The 16,128-nt window shown below is 61.0% G+C and carries 11 protein-coding genes and 2 tRNA genes; 1 reads left to right on the forward strand and 12 read right to left on the reverse strand.

All coding sequences use genetic code 11. The features are described from left to right. Positions 1-55 precede the first annotated feature (55 nt). Both tsf and rpsB read right to left on the reverse strand, forming a co-directional pair. Positions 56-886, reverse strand: a complete 831-nt coding sequence (gene tsf, locus RWZ58_RS05260; RefSeq protein ID WP_005508816.1) for a translation elongation factor Ts — start codon at positions 884-886, stop codon at positions 56-58. Positions 887-1,039: 153 nt separating this feature from the next. Next, the gene (gene rpsB / locus RWZ58_RS05265; protein ID WP_005508818.1) at positions 1,040-1,837 is read right to left on the reverse strand and encodes a 30S ribosomal protein S2; all 798 of its coding nucleotides are present in this window, start codon (positions 1,835-1,837) and stop codon (positions 1,040-1,042) included. A 448-nt stretch (positions 1,838-2,285) separates the two neighbouring features. On the opposite strand from rpsB, the gene RWZ58_RS05270 reads away from it, so the two are divergent. Then, positions 2,286-2,951 carry a M23 family metallopeptidase gene (locus tag RWZ58_RS05270; RefSeq protein WP_314657901.1) on the forward strand — a complete coding sequence of 222 codons (666 nt, stop codon included), beginning with the start codon at positions 2,286-2,288 and terminating at the stop codon, positions 2,949-2,951. Between the two features lie 124 nt (positions 2,952-3,075). On the opposite strand, the gene RWZ58_RS05275 is transcribed toward RWZ58_RS05270, so the two are convergent. From RWZ58_RS05275 to RWZ58_RS05320, 10 genes are all read right to left on the reverse strand, one after another. Further along, positions 3,076-5,274 (reverse strand): flagellar motor protein, encoded by a 2,199-nt coding sequence (locus RWZ58_RS05275; protein ID WP_314657902.1) that lies wholly within the window; start codon positions 5,272-5,274, stop codon positions 3,076-3,078. A gap of 1 nt (position 5,275) precedes the next feature. After that, complete coding sequence (locus RWZ58_RS05280) at positions 5,276-6,364, reverse strand: hypothetical protein (RefSeq protein WP_314657903.1); 1,089 nt, start codon at positions 6,362-6,364, stop codon at positions 5,276-5,278. Between the two features lie 245 nt (positions 6,365-6,609). Continuing rightward, positions 6,610-6,683 (reverse strand) — tRNA-Ile (locus RWZ58_RS05285). Between the two features lie 109 nt (positions 6,684-6,792). Then, entirely contained in the window at positions 6,793-7,998 is a 1,206-nt protein-coding gene (locus RWZ58_RS05290) for a glycosyltransferase (protein WP_296545647.1), read from the reverse strand. A 292-nt stretch (positions 7,999-8,290) separates the two neighbouring features. Further along, on the reverse strand, positions 8,291-9,163 hold the full coding sequence (locus RWZ58_RS05295) for a phage holin family protein (protein ID WP_294625200.1): 873 nt from the start codon (positions 9,161-9,163) through the stop codon (positions 8,291-8,293). 506 nt (positions 9,164-9,669) lie between these two features. Further along, positions 9,670-9,742: transfer RNA gene (locus tag RWZ58_RS05300), tRNA-Asn, on the reverse strand. A gap of 226 nt (positions 9,743-9,968) precedes the next feature. After that, positions 9,969-12,029 carry a DNA primase gene (gene dnaG, locus RWZ58_RS05305; protein ID WP_314657904.1) on the reverse strand — a complete coding sequence of 687 codons (2,061 nt, stop codon included), beginning with the start codon at positions 12,027-12,029 and terminating at the stop codon, positions 9,969-9,971. Positions 12,030-12,165: 136 nt separating this feature from the next. After that, positions 12,166-13,332, reverse strand: a complete 1,167-nt coding sequence (gene dusB, locus RWZ58_RS05310) for a tRNA dihydrouridine synthase DusB (RefSeq protein WP_049341672.1) — start codon at positions 13,330-13,332, stop codon at positions 12,166-12,168. A 238-nt stretch (positions 13,333-13,570) separates the two neighbouring features. After that, complete coding sequence (locus tag RWZ58_RS05315) at positions 13,571-14,548, reverse strand: GNAT family N-acetyltransferase (RefSeq protein WP_314657905.1); 978 nt, start codon at positions 14,546-14,548, stop codon at positions 13,571-13,573. Positions 14,549-14,674: 126 nt separating this feature from the next. Then, positions 14,675-16,054, reverse strand: coding sequence for a glycine--tRNA ligase (locus RWZ58_RS05320; protein WP_314657906.1), 1,380 nt, complete (start codon positions 16,052-16,054; stop codon positions 14,675-14,677). Positions 16,055-16,128: the final 74 nt, after the last annotated feature.

The following is a 16,128-nucleotide window of genomic DNA, read 5'->3' on the forward strand; positions in this document are numbered from 1 at the left end:
ACGATTTCCCTTACCGGGAACCCGCAATACGGGAGGGCAGAACTGCAGCGAGTCCTTATGCGCCCACGCGGAAACGTGCGAATGCGGTAGCGGTTGCGCCAGCCTCGGACAGAACCTGTGCGACAGACTTCTTGGAGTCCTTCGCGAAGTCCTGATCGAGCAGGGTGTTCTCCTTGAAGAAGCCCTTCAGGCGACCCTCAACGATCTTGTCCAGAATCTTCTCGGGCTTGCCCTCAGCGATTGCGGTCTCGCGAGCAACGCGCTTCTCGGTCTCGATCTGGTCTGCGGGGATGGACTCGGAATCCAGGTACTTGGGGCTCATTGCAGCAATGTGAACTGCAACGTCGTGTGCGATCTCGTCGGTGTTCTCACCGGAGACAGCCAGCAGAACGCCAACCTGTGCCGGCAGGTCCTTGGAGGTCTTGTGCAGGTAAACTGCAACGTTCTCGCCCTCAACGCGTGCAACGCGGCGGACAACGATCTTCTCGCCGAGCAGTGCACCAGCGTCGGTGGTCAGCTCCTCAACGGTCTTGCCCTCGTAGGATGCAGCCTGCAGCTCTTCCAGGGTGGAAGCGTTAGCAGCAATAGCAGCCTCGAGCACGTTCTGGCCGAAAGCGATGAAGGGGTCGGACTTTGCCACGAAGTCGGTCTCAGAGTTGACCTCGATCATGTAGCCAACGCCGTTCTCAACGCGTGCAGCTACCAGGCCCTCAGCGGTTGCGCGACCCTCGCGCTTGGTGATGCCCTTCAGACCCTTAACGCGGATGATTTCAGCAGCCTTCTGCTGGTCGCCGTTAGCCTCGTCCAGAGCCTTCTTGACGTCGAGCATACCTGCGCCGGTCTTCTCGCGCAGTGCCTTGATGTCTGCTGCGGTGTAGTTCGCCATTGTGAACTCCTTGTGTTGCTGTAATAAATCGGGATGACATCCCGGTGGTACAAATGGCGGACGGCGCCGCGCCCAGGTCAGGGCGGGCGCCGTCCGAACGTGGTCCCCGCAGGCGGGGGCCACAAAGCATAAAGCTTAGTGGGCTAAGAAAGCTTACTTAGCAGCCTCTTCAGCCTGTGCAGCCTCGTGCTGCTCCAGGAGCTCGCGCTCCCAAGCTGCCATGGGCTCCTCAGCTGCTTCAGCCTTGCCGTTCTTCTTAGCGTTGCGCTCGATCAGGCCGGCTGCCACTGCGTCAGCAATCACGCGGGTGAGCAGGTTGACGGAGCGGATAGCGTCGTCGTTACCGGGGATCGGGAAAGCAACCTCGTCGGGGTCGCAGTTGGTGTCGAGGATAGCAACAACGGGGATGCCCAGCTTCTGAGCCTCGTTAACTGCCAGGTGCTCCTTCTTGGTGTCAACAACCCACAGGAGGGAGGGAACCTTGGACAGGTTACGGATACCGCCGAGGGTCTTCTCGAGCTTCTCGAACTCGCGACGCATGAGGAGCAGTTCCTTCTTGGTGTAGCGAGAACCTGCTACATCGTCGAAGTCAATCTGCTCGAGTTCCTTCATGCGCTCGATGCTCTTGGAGATGGTGCTGAAGTTGGTCAGCATACCACCGAGCCAGCGGTGGTTCACGTAGGGCATGTTCACGCGGGTTGCCTGCTCAGCGATAACTTCCTGAGCCTGCTTCTTGGTACCCACGAACAGGATGTTGCCACCGTGTGCGACGGTCGACTTAACAGCCTCGTATGCCTTGTCGATGAAGGCGAGGGACTGCTGCAGGTCGATAATGTAGATGCCGTTGCGCTCGGTCAGGATGAAACGCTTCATCTTGGGGTTCCAACGGCGGGTCTGGTGACCGAAGTGAACGCCGGAGTCCAGCATTTCACGCATAGTTACGACGGGCATGTCGTCTCCTTTTTGTGGTGCCGCGCGGACCTCCCATTCGGGCTAGCCCAACGCGCGCATAGTAGTTATCAGTTTTTCCTGGCGGCGGTTAGCGTTCACGGTTACCCGTTCAGCTCAGGCCCTAACCACCCCGTGTGGGTGGACCGAAGGTCCCTTATCGGCTCCCCCGATGAGGATGCCGCTCACGCCGCGCGTCGTCAGTGATGCTGTACGGACCCCCTCGAAGAGGGATAATACCCGCGCAGGCACACTGCAATACGACATTGTACCGTATATTCCGCGATTAATCCGCCGGGATGGGGTTAAAACCTGCGCAGGCGGTTCGGGTGTGTGCAGGGGCACTGTGGATAACGGATTTTAAGGCGGAAACGGCGCAGTTATCCACAATTTTTCGTGAGGCCCTGCGGGGCGGGGCGATTCGTGATGTGCTCAGAAGATGAAGCAAAACATGAAGACATTAGAAACAACGCTGCGGCGCGTAATGCTGGTGGCGTGCTGTCTGCTGGGCGTGCTCGTGTGTGCTGGTGGGCAGGGCTACGCGGGTGGGCAGGATAATTCGGGCGGCGTGGGTGCCTGGAACAATGCCTTCTCACGTGCCGAGGCTCCCAACACCGTTGAGCTCGCCGCGAGCCGACTACGCTACCGCTCCCCCACCGCCGCATCCAGACCGCGGGTAATCCATCCCTTTGAGAAGCCCGCCCAACGCTGGAGTGCCGGGCACCGCGGCGTAGACCTCGCCGTGCCCGAACACGACCGGCGCGTCTACGCACCGGCACCCGGCAAAGTGGTGTTCAGCGGCACGGTCGTCAACCGCAAAGTGCTGGTCCTTGCGCATCCGGATGGGCGGCGCAGCACCTTCGAACCCATGGACGAGGCGCTCACCGTCGGCACCACGGTTGCAGCCGGTGAGGTCATCGGCACCGTCGCAGTCACGGCGGGCGGCAACAGCGAGCGCCCCTACCGGCGGTGCTCCACCGCGTGCCTGTACTGGGGCGTACGCCAGGGAGGCGCCCGCGGAGACGGCAGCGGCAAGGACGCCGAGTACATCAACCCCATGAGCCTGCTGAGGTCGAAGGAACCGAGCATTCTGCTACCCGTGCCGGGCGGGTATTAGGAGCAGGCACTAACGGCGACAAGCCGCAGATACAGCTGTGGCCCGTCACCTCCCAAGAAGGAGGCAACGGGCCACAGAATCCAGCCTAGATTGCGTTCTCTAGCGGGGTGCTAGAGGCAGCTACTTACTGGAGGACGTCACCGTCATCAGCACCGAACTGGTTCGGCTGTACAGGCTGCTGAGCAGTCTGACCGGGCTGAACCGGCTGGGTGGGCTGTGCAGGCTGCGCAGCCTGCGCATCGTACGCAGGCATTGCCTTCGTCGGTTCATTCTCGCCGTAGTTCAGGCCGTGCTGCGGGGTGAACACCTGAGTCGGCGAATCGTCACCCGCGGCGTAGGCGGTGTTCTGCGCCGGGTAACCGGACTGAGCAGCATAACCATTCTGCGCAGCGTAGCCGCCCTGTGCCGGGTAGCCGTTCTGTGCGTCAGCCTGGGTTGCGCCGTAACCGGTCGCAACACCAGCCGCCGCGCCCAGCGCAGCAGCCGAAGCGGCACGACGCTCACGGCCCTTTGCACGAGCCGCCGCGATCTTCTTGCGGAACAGGAAGAGCAGAATCAGGATGAGCAGCAGCAGACCCACAATAACCGCGTCCACGATTACGTCGGTCATGCTCAAACCGGATGCCGGAACGGTCAGACCGGAGGTGCTACTGACACCGCGGTCAGTCTTGACGCTCAGCTCGCCGCCGTTGACAGTGAGCTGCACGTGCTGAGAGTTCTTCGCGAGGCTGTTCGCGGCATCTACCTTCTGCTGGTCCAGCGAGGAGAAGGTCGGAGCCTTGAAGGTGAACTCGAAGGGAGCCGAGTAGTAGTTACCCAGCTTCGAAGAGAGCTTGATTTCAGGGGTAACCGTGTAGTCGGAACCGAAGGGGTGGTAGCCACCGGGGCGGGTGACGGTTACCTTCGAATCGGGCATGTATTCGTTCAGTCGCTGGTTGAACTCGTTCTGGTCCTTACCGCGAACCTTCACGCTCACGATGGTGGAGTCGCCGTCCTGGCGGACCTCGGTCTCGTCATTGCTGCCGCCTGCGAAAACGTCCTTGAGCTTCTGCTCAGCGCCCGCAACATCCTCGGTCGGGAATGCGTAGAGGAAACGTGCTTCCATGGATCCGTCCAGACCCAGGGAGGTAGCGACCTTCATGCTCTTCATCTCGATCTGGCGCGAAGAAACGCGGTCAACCGCGATGAGAGTGCTGCTACCGCCAGAACGGGAGGAGCTAGCACGGCCTTCGGGGTCAACCATGTAGGACTTGTCGTTGCTGTCCACGATGGTCAGGGTCAAGCCATCACCGTTCGGGGAGCACAGCAGGGAGCAGTCCAGCAGACCCGAAATCTTCTTCTGAACGGTGAAGGTGTTATCCTTCGCCACTACCTCACGGCTGGCGGAGAAATCAGTGCTGCTTGCGCCAAACAGCTTCTTGAGACCGCTGCCCAGGTCCTCAATCGAAGAAGCGCTAAAGGTCAGGGTACGACCCACTTCTTCCTTCGCACTGGCGGTCGATGCGGAAGGAGCATATGCCTTCGCCTGCGAGGACTCCAGGCCCTTCTTCAGCTCGGAGCCCTCAGGCTTGACCTGGTTCAGGTAGGCGTCGACTGCCGAGGCAGTCTCGGTGTTCATGATTTCCTTCGCGACGAAGGAAACCATCACGGAGTAACCGCCGTCCTTCTCCTTCACGTCAAGAATGACGTTACGGAAACCGCGGTCCTGAACATCCTTCGCAGAAATCTTAGAACCACCGGAGTTCTTCACTTCCTTCTCGCCAAACTTCACAGTGGTTTCATCGCTACTGCTGAGAACACTGTTCTTATTGGATGCAGACACCACACCATCCACGACCAGCGCCTCGGGAAGCCAACCCAGCAGGTCACCCGAGCTGAAGTTTTCCTTCACCTGAATACCCTGCACCAGGCCCTGGTCAGAGTTGATGATGCTAATCTGCGGCTTGATGTCGGAGCCCGAAGCCTTCAGCAGAGAGGTCACCTTGGAGTGGTATTCGTCCACGGAGGAGAAGGACACCTTGAAGGTCGCACGAGCCTTCTCGCCCTCGGACTGAATACCTTCGTACTCCATGCCCTCGGGCAGGTGCTTACGAACGGACGCATCCAGCGCCTGGGTGCCGCCCTTAACCTTGTCCTGGTTATCCTTCATGTTGAAGGAAACCAGAATCGTACGAGTACCCTTCTCGGCGCTCTCAAGACCCAACTGGGTCTCAATCTTCGCGCTGCAGGCACTCAGAATCAGCGCTGCAATGGTCAGCAGAACCGCCAGGAACATCCAACGCTGACGAGCCGGTGCAGCCGGGGTGTAAGTCATCGCGTGCATTCTAGGCTCCCATCAGGCGGATAGCCACGTAGTAAACAACCATGGATGCCAGAACCCACGCGGTGCTCAGCGCCGCGTGCATGATAATCGGGGACTTCGCGAAGCGGCCCAGACGGTTCAAGCCCAGGTAGGTCAGAGCCTCACCCGAGAACACCGCGAAAGCAAGCACCAGAACCATAAGCATGGTCAGGAAGAACGCACCGCCACCGCTACGGGTGAGGGTCAAGAAGAACACGAGCAGGTTCAGCACCAGGAACGAAGGAATCAACGCCAGAGAAGACACCGACACGGCGTGCATACTCGCGGTGAAGGACGCCGGAGCCTTGCCAATACGCGCGGTCAGCTGCAGCTGCACACCGCGCAGAACCTGCACACCGAAGATTGCAAGAGCCATCAGCACGTACGCCAGAATCATGCGTCCGGTCGGTACGGTCTGTGCGGCGTAGGCACCACCGTATGCGGCACCGCCTCGACCGCCAAACATGTAGCCCAACATGGACATCATGACAACGGCAGCCAGAATAACCAGCTGGCTGAAGAAGAATGCACCCACCAGCGCCTGCAGAGTCGTGGGAACAATCCAACCCCACGCACCGGCGGAAGAAATGCGGGCGTGCGCGGTCGCCGGGTTGCTGGAGAAGACGTCCAGGAACGCATTCCAGGTGGCACCCAGTGCCTTCACCACCGGATGCGGTGCGCTCGGCGCGTAGACTGCCTGGCCGGGCTGACCGGGCTGAGGTGCAGCACCGGGCTGTGCAGTACCAGGCTGAGGTGCGGCGGCAGGCTGACCGGGCTGAGCGGGAGCTGCCTGATCCTCAGCATTCGGCTGTGCATTAGCGTTTGCCTGAGCGAGCTGAGGTGCCTGCTGAGGCTGAACGGGCTGCTGAGGTGCTACCGGTGCGGCAGGCTGAGCAGCATTACCCTGCTGGCTCGACTGCACGGGCTGGCTCGGCTGAGCAGCCTGAGCTACATTACCCGGCTGAGCAGCCTGGCCCGGAAGCGAAGCGTCCTGTGCGGGACGCGCGCCAGCATCGTAGCCGTAGCCCCCGGCGGCACCCTGCGACGGGTTGTTGGGAGTGTTCTCCGACATTGAGATCCTCTCGTATGGTGTGTGGAAGCAACACCTACCGGCAGAATCGGCATCTACCGGCGGCATCACACTGTCTTTCGTGACAAGACTCTTCAACCCTACCGTATTGAACGCTATGGTGCGTCTTCGTTCGTCATTTACTCATTTTCATCACCGTTGATGCATTCCACACACGAAAATAGGCGGGCGCAGGCACGAAAAAGCCCCGCCCGCCGACAAGTGGGTGAAGTCGACGGGCGGGGCCGTAGGGAGTGCGGGGCTCGAACCCGCGACCAAGGGATTATGAGTCCCCTGCTCTAACCGGCTGAGCTAACTCCCCATCCGGTGCAGTGACGGCGCGTAATGGGCGCCAGCACCATCCTCTAGAGTACCTGAACGGCGACTGAGAACGAAAAACACTCAATCAACCACTCAGCACCTAAAGAAACTTAGCGGCGCGAATCCAGGTAACGCTGGTACGGAGCGTCGCTCACGTACAGCTCTTCGAAGGTACGCCAGGTGTTCTCCGCGCTGTGGAAGCCCACGATGCGGCGGGACTCGCGGCCCATCTGCTCACGCTCAGCGGCGGGCAGGGAGAGCACAGCCTCCAGCTTCTTCGCCAAATCCTGTGCGTTATTGGGCTCGAAGAGGTAGCCGTTCACACCGTCCTCCACCAGGTGCGGCAGAGCCAGCGCGTTCGCGAGCACCACGGGGGTGGAGGCGCTCATCGCTTCCAGGGAAACCAGGGACTGCAACTCAGCGGTACCGGGCTGGCAGAACACGTCAGCCATCTGGTACACCTCGGGCAGATGCTCATCCGGAACGAAGCCACGGAAAATCACGCGATCGGCAACGCCACAATCGTGCGCCTTCTGCTCGAGAGCCTCACGCAGTTCGCCACCACCGGCAATATCAAGCACCACGTGCTCGAGGGTATCGGGCAGCAGGGAGAGCGCCTCGATGAGCACGTCCACGTTCTTCTCTTCGGCAAGGCGACCCACGAAGGCAATACGCAGCTCACCGGGAACCTTGCCGGCGTCAGCACCCTCAGCCAGCTCGTAGTCGCTGATCTCAATACCGTTAGAAACCGGCATGACCGGGCGGTCAAAATGACCCAGGTCGCGCATCGCATCCGCACCAATCTGGGTGGGGGTGGTGACGACCGCGGTCTTGGAGAAGCAGAAACGCATATCCTTCCAGGTTGCCTTCTCAATCACGCGCTTCACGGGAGAGGGGAAGGGCAGGAACGGGTCAAGGTTCGCGGGCATGAAGTGGTTAGTTGCGATAACACGAATACCGCGGCGCTTCGCCTGGAAAATCAGCGCGCGACCAATGATGTAGTGGCACTGCACGTGCACCACATCCGGGCGGACCTCGTCGAGGATTGCGCCGACCTCGGACCAGATTTCCCAGGGCAGGCAGATGCGGTTCGTTTCGTGGGTCGGGGGCAGATGCGAGCGCAGGCGATGCTCCACGATGCCGCCCTCTACCTCGGTGCGGTAGCTGGGGCCGGGGATGGGGCTGGCGGCGACTACGTGTACGGAGTGGCCGCGCTTGAGCATGGAAGTGGCGAGGCGGTGACCGAATTGTGCTGCACCGTTGATGTCCGGCGGGTAGGTTTCTGCGCCAATCAGAATCGTCTTTGCCTGTTCCATGACGGGGCTCCTCATCGGGGTGTAGTGTGTCGGTGACTTTGGGGTTTCGGGTGCGACGGTGCGCCGCTTCTACCTCTGTCTGCCGCGTGCACCGGGTGGGTCCAGTACGTACAGCACTTGTCTATTCTACCTGTGAGCTGCGTCCTTCTCCGACTTGTAGCGGGCGGCTTTGGCTGGGAGTTACCTCTAAACCAACCGTTGAGACAGGCGCCCGGAACCTGCCGTAGACGCACAAACGCCCCGATACGAATATCGGGGCGTTTGGACGCTTGGCGTTAATCCTGTACCGGGTTTAGCGGCGTACCAGGCGGTTCAGGAAGTGCAGGACGGTTGCAATGGATGCGCCCAGTGCTGCGAAGGACTTCCAGCGTGCCTGCAGAACCTCGGGCTTGCGCACGTTCTCTGCCAGGCCGCGGCCGGTAGCTGCTGCACCTGCGGCAACCTCGGAGGGCACTGCCTTGAGAGCATCGAGAGCCTGCTGGGTGTTGGACTGAACGTCGCCAGTGTAGGACTGCAGGTCGTCGCGCAGGGCAGCCAGGTGCTGGCGACGCTCTGCGGTGCGCTGCTTGAGCTCTTCGAAGGTCGGCGGCTTGGGCTCTTCCTCGCCGCGTGCCTTGCGCTCTTCAGCTTCCTTACGGGCGCGTTCTGCTGCCTCTTCAGCTTCCTTAGCCTTCTGCTCGGCGCGCTCTGCCTGCTCCTTCTTCAGGCGCTCAGCGGACATGGCGGTACCTTCCTTGAGTACGCCGAGGTCGAAGAGCAGACCGAAGATTGCGGATTCGGGCTTGAACGGCAGCTGAGCCTTGACCTTCTTCAGACCGACCAGTGCGCAGATAGCGAGGACGATGAGGAAGATGAGGGCGAAAATCAGCGCGGATGCCCAGTAGGGCATGACGGTGCCGAGGCCGAGGATTGCTGCGGCGACCAGCGCAATAATCAGGAACAGACCGAAGACTGCTGCGACGCCGAAGAAGGCTGCGCCCTTACCAACGGCGATACCCTTGGTCTTCAGCTCGTGCTTTGCAATCTGGATTTCGTCCTTGACCTGGCTGGGTCCGAGGGTCTTGAAGGTTTTGCCAGCGTCGATGATGTTCGCGACGCCGGACTTAATCCCGCTGATGCCAGCAAAGAAACGCTTGGGTGCCTTGGGATTAGTAGTAGTGGTCATGACCACCTCTCCGTGACGTGTTTTTGGAGGCTTCTTTTTCGCACTCCACCTCCTATAGTTTAGCCCCTTATAGTACCCCCGCGTGACCGTTTGAACGGGGGTTTGCGCTAACTCTTCAGGTATTTTCGACTTTCTGAGGTTTGTATTGAGCTGCGGGCGTAGCATTCTGGGCTTGGTTGCACCTGTGGATTTGCTCTGGAGTAGGTGCGAAAGATGGTTGGGGAGGCGTTCCCCTGTTGTGCTTTGGATGGGCGCGTAGGGTGTGCGGGTGGGGTGAACTTTTCTTGAGGGGCGGGCTTCATAAACTGGTTCACGACTGTGGACACGGCTGCGGAGGGAACGTTCCGACTGGACTCGCCTAGCGAGGCGAAGATTTTCCGAGCGCGCGAGGAACCAAAAATCTTTGCCTCGCCGAGGGCGTAAGCCCGAGGAGTTACTGGTTCGAGCCAGAGGAACGTATATAGCAAGAACCCCGGAACTTCATTCCGGGGTTCTTGCTATATCTGCTCCCCCGACTGGACTCGAACCAGTAACCCTTCGATTAACAGTCGAATGCTCTGCCAATTGAGCTACGGGGGATTATTTTGTTTTCGTTGCTGGTTTCCCTTGCAACGAGTAATAACTATACCGGGGCTGTTTGGGCTCCGCAACTTGAAATGCCGTGAAGTGCATCACTCTTTGGGCTGTGTGGTTGGGGTATGCGGTTGGATTGGGGCTTGGGTTCCGGTTACCCCGCGCTATCCCCGGCTGTCTGCGGAACGTAAAACGCTCGGCAGACAGCCGGGGCGCTCACCAGGAACTGTGTTTAGCCACGCTGGGCGCTGAGCTGGCGGCGGCGCATCTCCAGCTCAAGAAGCTGATGCTGTACCGCTTCGAACTCTTCGTCGTCCGGGTTGGCGCTGAGCTGTTCCAAGCGCATCATCAGGTCGGATTTTTGGCGGGCGATCTGCTGCTCAAACAGGGCGTTGAGTGCGCCGGTGACGAAACCGGGAAGACGCTCGGCGCTGCTGACCGGCAACGGTGAGACGGCGAGCTCCGCGATGGCGGGGTGTACGCCTTCTACCGCGCCGGAGCGCACGCAGTTAATCCATTCGATGCCGGGGGTGGGCGCCATGACGGTTGCGGCATGAATGATGCCGGCGGCCACCTCGCGGTGGGTGCGGTAGCGGAACTGCACGGTGGCGAGGTTGCGCCACTGTTCCACGCTGATGAGCTCGGGGTGCTGCAGGGCAATCTCGAGCGCCGCCTTTTCGAGGCGCGCAACCGGATCGCGCGGGTCGGGGGTGAGGAACTCCTCGACGGCGGGGGCGGTCGCCTCCGGCTGGGGTGCGGCGGGCTGAATGCTGCTCGGCGGGTGCGCGGCAGCGTTCTGACCGGCGTAGGCGCTGGGTACGGCGTAATCCTCGGGAGGCGGCGCATCGTAGGCGGGATCGTAGGGCGCATCAGTATGTGCCATACCGGGCTGGCCCTGCGGCCCTTCGTTCAGACGTTCGTAACGCGGCGCGGCGGCGGCCTCCGCCTGCTGGGTGCGCGAAAGCTTCGGGTGGTTCTGCGCGTACGCCACGGCGCGCTGAATCTCGTCCAGCTCCAGGCCGAGCTGACCGGAGACCTTACGCATGTAGGCGGGGCGCAGGTCGCGGTCCTTGATGCCGGCGATAATCGGGGCGATGGCGCGCATCGCCAGCACGCGGCCTTCAAGGGTCGCCAAATCGTACTTGGCGAGGGTCGAATCAATCGCGAACTCAAAGAGCGGGCGGCGCGAAGCAATCAGCGAGCGCACGGCGGCATCCCCCTTGTGCAGGCGCAGGTCGCAGGGGTCCATGCCGTTCTCGGCAACCGCCACGAAGGTCTGCGCGACGAAGCGCTGATCCTCCTGGAAGGCTGCCATGGCGGCCTTCTGACCTGCGGCGTCGCCGTCGAAGGTGAAGATGATTTCGCCGCCGGAGCCGTCGTCGGTAATCATGCGGCGCACCATCTTGATGTGTCCGGGACCGAACGCGGTTCCGCAGGTTGCTACGGCGGTGGTGATGCCGGCTAGGTGCGCCGCCATGACGTCCGTGTAGCCTTCCACAATGACGACCTGTTTGGTCTTGGTCATATCGCGTTTTGCCAGGTCAATGCCGTAGAGCACCTGGGATTTCTTATACAGCTGCGTTTCGGGGGTGTTCAGGTATTTGGGGCCCTGGTCGTCATCGAAGAGGCGGCGGGCACCGAAGCCGATGGTCTCACCGGCGATGGTGCGGATCGGCCAGATGATGCGACCGCGGAAGCGGTCGTACAGGCCGCGGTTGCCCTCGGAGAACATGCCGGTCGCCTTCAGCTCCTCGTCGGTGAAGCCCTGGGAGCGCAGGTGCTTGAGCAGGTGGTCCCAGCCGCGGGGTGCGTAGCCGACACCGAACTTGCGGGTTGCGGCGGGGTCAAAGCCGCGGGCGCCGAGGAAGCGCTGTGCCTCCTGCGCATCAGCACTGTAGAGGTTGCGTTCAAAGAACTCGGCGGCAATCTTGTGTGCATCGAGCAGGCGGCGGCGCATACCCGCCTCGTAGCGGTCGCCGGGCTTACCACCCTCATAGTGCAGGGTGTAGCCGATACGGGCGGCAAGACGCTCCACCGTCTCAACAAAGCTGGTGTGTTCCATCGCCATGACGAAGGAGTACACGTCACCGGATTCACCGCAACCGAAGCAGTGGTACGAGCCGACCTGCGGGCGCACATTGAAGGAGGGCGTGCGCTCGTCATGGAACGGGCACAGCCCCTTGAAGGTGCCTATACCTGCGCTTTTGAGGCTCACGTAGCCTTCAATGATTTCGCGGATATCGGTACGGGCGCGGACTTCGTCAATGTCTTCTTTGCGGATTAATCCAGCCATAAACTCAATTCTACGGTGGGGGTCAACAGGTAGCGCCTGTGGGCGTTGCAGGAGCGGGAAATAACGCGCGAACAGGCTCGAAAAAGGATGCGCCGCGACGCGCAAACAGCACGCCGCGGCACACAAGTACAGGGGGTTAGCCGCCGGAAATGTCCAGCTCAGCCTCCACCAGCCCCAGACGCTCAGCATCACCGAGGATGCGCGAATCCAGCCAGCCATCGGGCAGGTGCGGCTGCTTGGGGCTGCCGGCGCGACCGCGCGAACCCTCCACGGCGGCACCAGGGTAACCAATCGAGTGATCCAGCTGAGCAATCAGCTCACGGAACGTCGCCAGGTCGGGCACCTGAGCCATCTTCGCGCGCAGCTCACCACCAACCGGGTAGCCCTTGAAGTACCACGCCACGTGCTTGCGAATCTCACGCAGGCCGCGGGTCTCATCGCCGAAGGTCTCCACCAGCAGTTCTGCGTGGCGGTAAATCATGTCCGACACCTCAGTCAGGGTCGGGCGGATACGCTCCGACGAACCCTCAAACGCATTCTGCAGGTCACCAAACAGCCACGGGCGGCCCTGGCAGCCGCGACCAATCACCACGCCGTCCACGCCGGTCTGCTCAACCATGCGCACCGCATCCTCAGCGGAGAAAATATCGCCATTACCCAGAATCGGCACGTCCGGAATCAGCTCGCGCAGCTGCGCAATGGAATCCCAGTCAGCCTTACCCGAATAATGCTGAGCCGCAGTACGACCGTGCAGAGCAATCGCCGCAACACCGGCATCACGCGCAATCTTGGCGGACTCCAAGAACGTAATGTGGTCGTCATCGATGCCCTTACGCATCTTAATGGTCAGCGGAATATCGTTGCGGGACGCCTCCTTCACCGCGGTCTGCACAATCGCGGTGAACAGGTCAGTCTTCCAGGGCAGGGCGGCACCGCCACCGCGGCGAGTCACCTTAGGAGCCGGGCAACCAAAGTTCAAGTCAATGTGATCGGCACGGTCCTCTTCAACAACCATGCGCACAGCCTTACCGACGTTGACCGCGTCCACACCATAAATCTGGATGGAGCGGATCTTCTCGTCCGGGTCATGCTCAATAATGCGCATGGACTCGGGCTTACGCTCCACCAGGGCGCGCGCAGTCACCATCTCGGTAACGTACAGGCCGCCGCCATATTCACTGCAGAGGCGGCGGAAAGCCTTATTGGTCACGCCAGCCATCGGGGCGAGAACCACGGGAGTATCAACGGTCAGTTTGCCCAGTTTCAGGGGCGGAAGGGTAAGACGGGGTGCTTCAGAATTCACCCCTATATTGTGGCATACGGGGGCAAATCGAGAACCGGACTCAGCTAACGGGGCACAGCGGCACAGCACAGGCGGATTTTTTGGAGGCACCCCGCGGCGGTAGTCGGCGGCGGGCGCAGGTACGTGCAAGGGGCAGTACGCACAAGGGGCGGGGAAGCATTCCACTCCCCCGCCCCTCTCAGCAAGAGTCAGCCAGCAGGCTCGGTACCGAGCATCTACTCGGAATCTACCCGAGAACCTACTCGGTCACGTAAATATAGGTCGGGTCGCCCTCCACCGAGGCGGTACCGGCGCGCAGCAGCACGTCGGTCACCTGAACCAGCGCCTCCATGGCGTCATCAACCTCAACCAGTACCGGGTACTTAGCGCTCAGCAGGGACAGCACCTGCATAATCGCCTCCACGGCACCCTCATTATCGAAGTCGTAGCCCAGCAGCAGCTCGGTGGCGGTGTTCTCATTCACCAGCGCCGCCTCCGGGTCGGTCTCGAAGGGGTGGTAGCTCACCGCAAAGGCCACAATCTGACCCTTCTTACCCTCGGCAGCCGCCTCGCGAATGTGGTCGCGAAGCACCACGGCGCCAAAAGCACGCACCTCATCCGAAAGGAAGTAGCGGTTCACGGTGCCCAAACCCACCTCGGCGGGAACATCCCACTCGTGGGCGCGGCGGTAGAAATTCCACAGCGCAGAAGTCAGCTCCACCGAACCGGTCGCCAAATCCTCAATCGCCTGGGTCTCGTTACCGTCAGCATCCTCACGCAAAGACACCGGATGAATCGCGCCCGGCTCCACACGCACCATACGGGAGCGCTGAACCAGCTTCATGCCAGCCGCCTGCGCGAACTCCTCACCATCGCTAAACGGGGACAGCTTCACACGCAAAGCAGTGGTCTGACCGTGCGCCGCCGCAATCTCACGCAGCGCATTCAGCAGCGCGGTACCAATACCCTGACGGCGGTGATCAGCCGCCACCTCAACATACGACCACAGACGCGCCGGATGCAGCAGCGAAGCCACCACAGTACCCGCAGCCACCGGCACACCCGAAACAGTCACCACCAGAGTGCGGCTAAACGGCGCATCCGTATCCGGGCCGAAAAGGCCACGCTGGCGCTCCTCAACCTCATTACGGGCAGAGTTCCAGATTTCAAGCAGGGCAAGGTCATCACCCTCCTGCCAGGGGCGAATCTCAAATTTTTCGCTAAGGCGTTCAGCCATGTCCGTGTGCCTTCCTTCGCTCGCGTCTATCGTGCCAATCAGTCTAACCAGGGTAGCCTAAATACACGACGGCGGGTAGCCTCTTTCGCTCTAAGAGGCTACCCGCCGACCATGTGATGAATATTTTTAGCCTGCCAGGCGTGCTGCCAGGTAGGACTTCACCTGATCCAGAGCCACACGCTCCTGGTTCATGGTGTCACGCTCGCGGATGGTCACAGCCTGGTCCTCGAGAGTATCGAAGTCCACGGTGATGCAGAACGGAGTACCGATCTCATCCTGGCGGCGGTAACGGCGACCAATAGCGCCCGCCTCGTCGTAGTCCACGTTCCACAGGCCGCGCAGCTCGTTCGCCAGCTTGGTCGCCGGCTCAGACAGTTCAGCCTTCTTCGACAGCGGCAGAACAGCAGCCTTGACCGGTGCCAGGCGCGGGTCAAGCTTCAGCACGACGCGCTTGTCCACGCCACCCTTGGTGTTGGGTGCCTCGTCCTCGACGTATGCGTCGACGAGGAACGCCATCATGGAGCGGGTCAGACCGAAGGACGGCTCAATCACGTACGGCACGTAACGCTCGCCGGTAGCCTGGTCGAAGTACTCAAGCTTCGCGTTGGAGTGCTTGTTGTGAACGCCCAGGTCGTAGTCGGTACGGTTCGCAACACCCATCAGCTCGCCCCACTCGGAACCCTGGAAGCCGAAGCGGTACTCAACGTCGATGGTGCCAGCCGAGTAGTGTGCACGCTCTTCCTTGGGGACGTCGAAGCGGCGCATGTTGTCCGGGTTAATACCCAGGTCTACGAACCAGTTCCAGCAGTCCTCAACCCACTCGTTGAAGTACTTGTCAGCGTCGTCCGGGTGCACGAAGTACTCGATTTCCATCTGCTCGAACTCGCGGGTACGGAAGATGAAGTTACCGGGAGTGATCTCGTTACGGAACGACTTACCGATCTGGCCAATACCGAACGGCGGGCGCTTACGGGATGCAGTCACCACGTTGTTGAAGTTCACGAAAATACCCTGAGCAGTCTCCGGGCGCAGGAAGTGCAGGCCCTCCTCGTTGTCGACCGGGCCCAGGTAGGTCTTCATCAGACCGGAGAAGTTCTGCGGCTCGGTCCACTCACCACGGGTGCCACAGTTCGGGCAGGCAATCTCGCTCATGCCCTCAGCTGCGCGGCCCTTCTTCGCCTCAAAGTTCTCCAGCAGGTGATCCTGACGCAGACGCTTGTGGCAGGACAGGCACTCAACCAGAGGGTCGGTGAAGGTCGCCACGTGACCGGATGCTTCCCACACTGCACGGGGCAGAATAACGGAGGAGTCCAGGCCGACCATGTCCGCACGGGAGCGGACAAAACGCTGCCACCACTGCTGGCGGATGTTTTCCTTCAGCTCTGCACCGAGGGGGCCGTAGTCCCATGCGGAGCGGGAACCGCCGTAAATTTCACCGGCCTGGAAAACAAAGCCGCGGCGCTTCGCGAGCGCAATAACGTTATCGAGGGTGGACTTTTCAGCCATAGTTACTCCTTCTGCCCCGCCACCGGCTGTGACGTGCGTGAGTTCGGGTTGATAAGGGACGCAACCCAGAACGG

It is taken from the genome of uncultured Rothia sp., assembly GCF_963544205.1.
Taxonomy (GTDB): domain Bacteria; phylum Actinomycetota; class Actinomycetes; order Actinomycetales; family Micrococcaceae; genus Rothia.

Excerpts from the sequence above, each read along its gene's own strand:
- tsf (WP_005508816.1), bottom strand. The coding sequence starts at position 886 with ATGGCGAACTACACCGCAGCAGACATCAAGGCACTGCGCGAGAAGACC.
- rpsB (WP_005508818.1), bottom strand. The coding sequence starts at position 1,837 with ATGCCCGTCGTAACTATGCGTGAAATGCTGGACTCCGGCGTTCACTTC.
- RWZ58_RS05270 (WP_314657901.1), top strand. The coding sequence starts at position 2,286 with ATGAAGACATTAGAAACAACGCTGCGGCGCGTAATGCTGGTGGCGTGC.
- RWZ58_RS05275 (WP_314657902.1), bottom strand. The coding sequence starts at position 5,274 with ATGCACGCGATGACTTACACCCCGGCTGCACCGGCTCGTCAGCGTTGG.
- RWZ58_RS05280 (WP_314657903.1), bottom strand. The coding sequence starts at position 6,364 with ATGTCGGAGAACACTCCCAACAACCCGTCGCAGGGTGCCGCCGGGGGC.
- RWZ58_RS05290 (WP_296545647.1), bottom strand. The coding sequence starts at position 7,998 with ATGGAACAGGCAAAGACGATTCTGATTGGCGCAGAAACCTACCCGCCG.
- RWZ58_RS05295 (WP_294625200.1), bottom strand. The coding sequence starts at position 9,163 with ATGACCACTACTACTAATCCCAAGGCACCCAAGCGTTTCTTTGCTGGC.
- dnaG (WP_314657904.1), bottom strand. The coding sequence starts at position 12,029 with ATGGCTGGATTAATCCGCAAAGAAGACATTGACGAAGTCCGCGCCCGT.
- RWZ58_RS05315 (WP_314657905.1), bottom strand. The coding sequence starts at position 14,548 with ATGGCTGAACGCCTTAGCGAAAAATTTGAGATTCGCCCCTGGCAGGAG.
- RWZ58_RS05320 (WP_314657906.1), bottom strand. The coding sequence starts at position 16,054 with ATGGCTGAAAAGTCCACCCTCGATAACGTTATTGCGCTCGCGAAGCGC.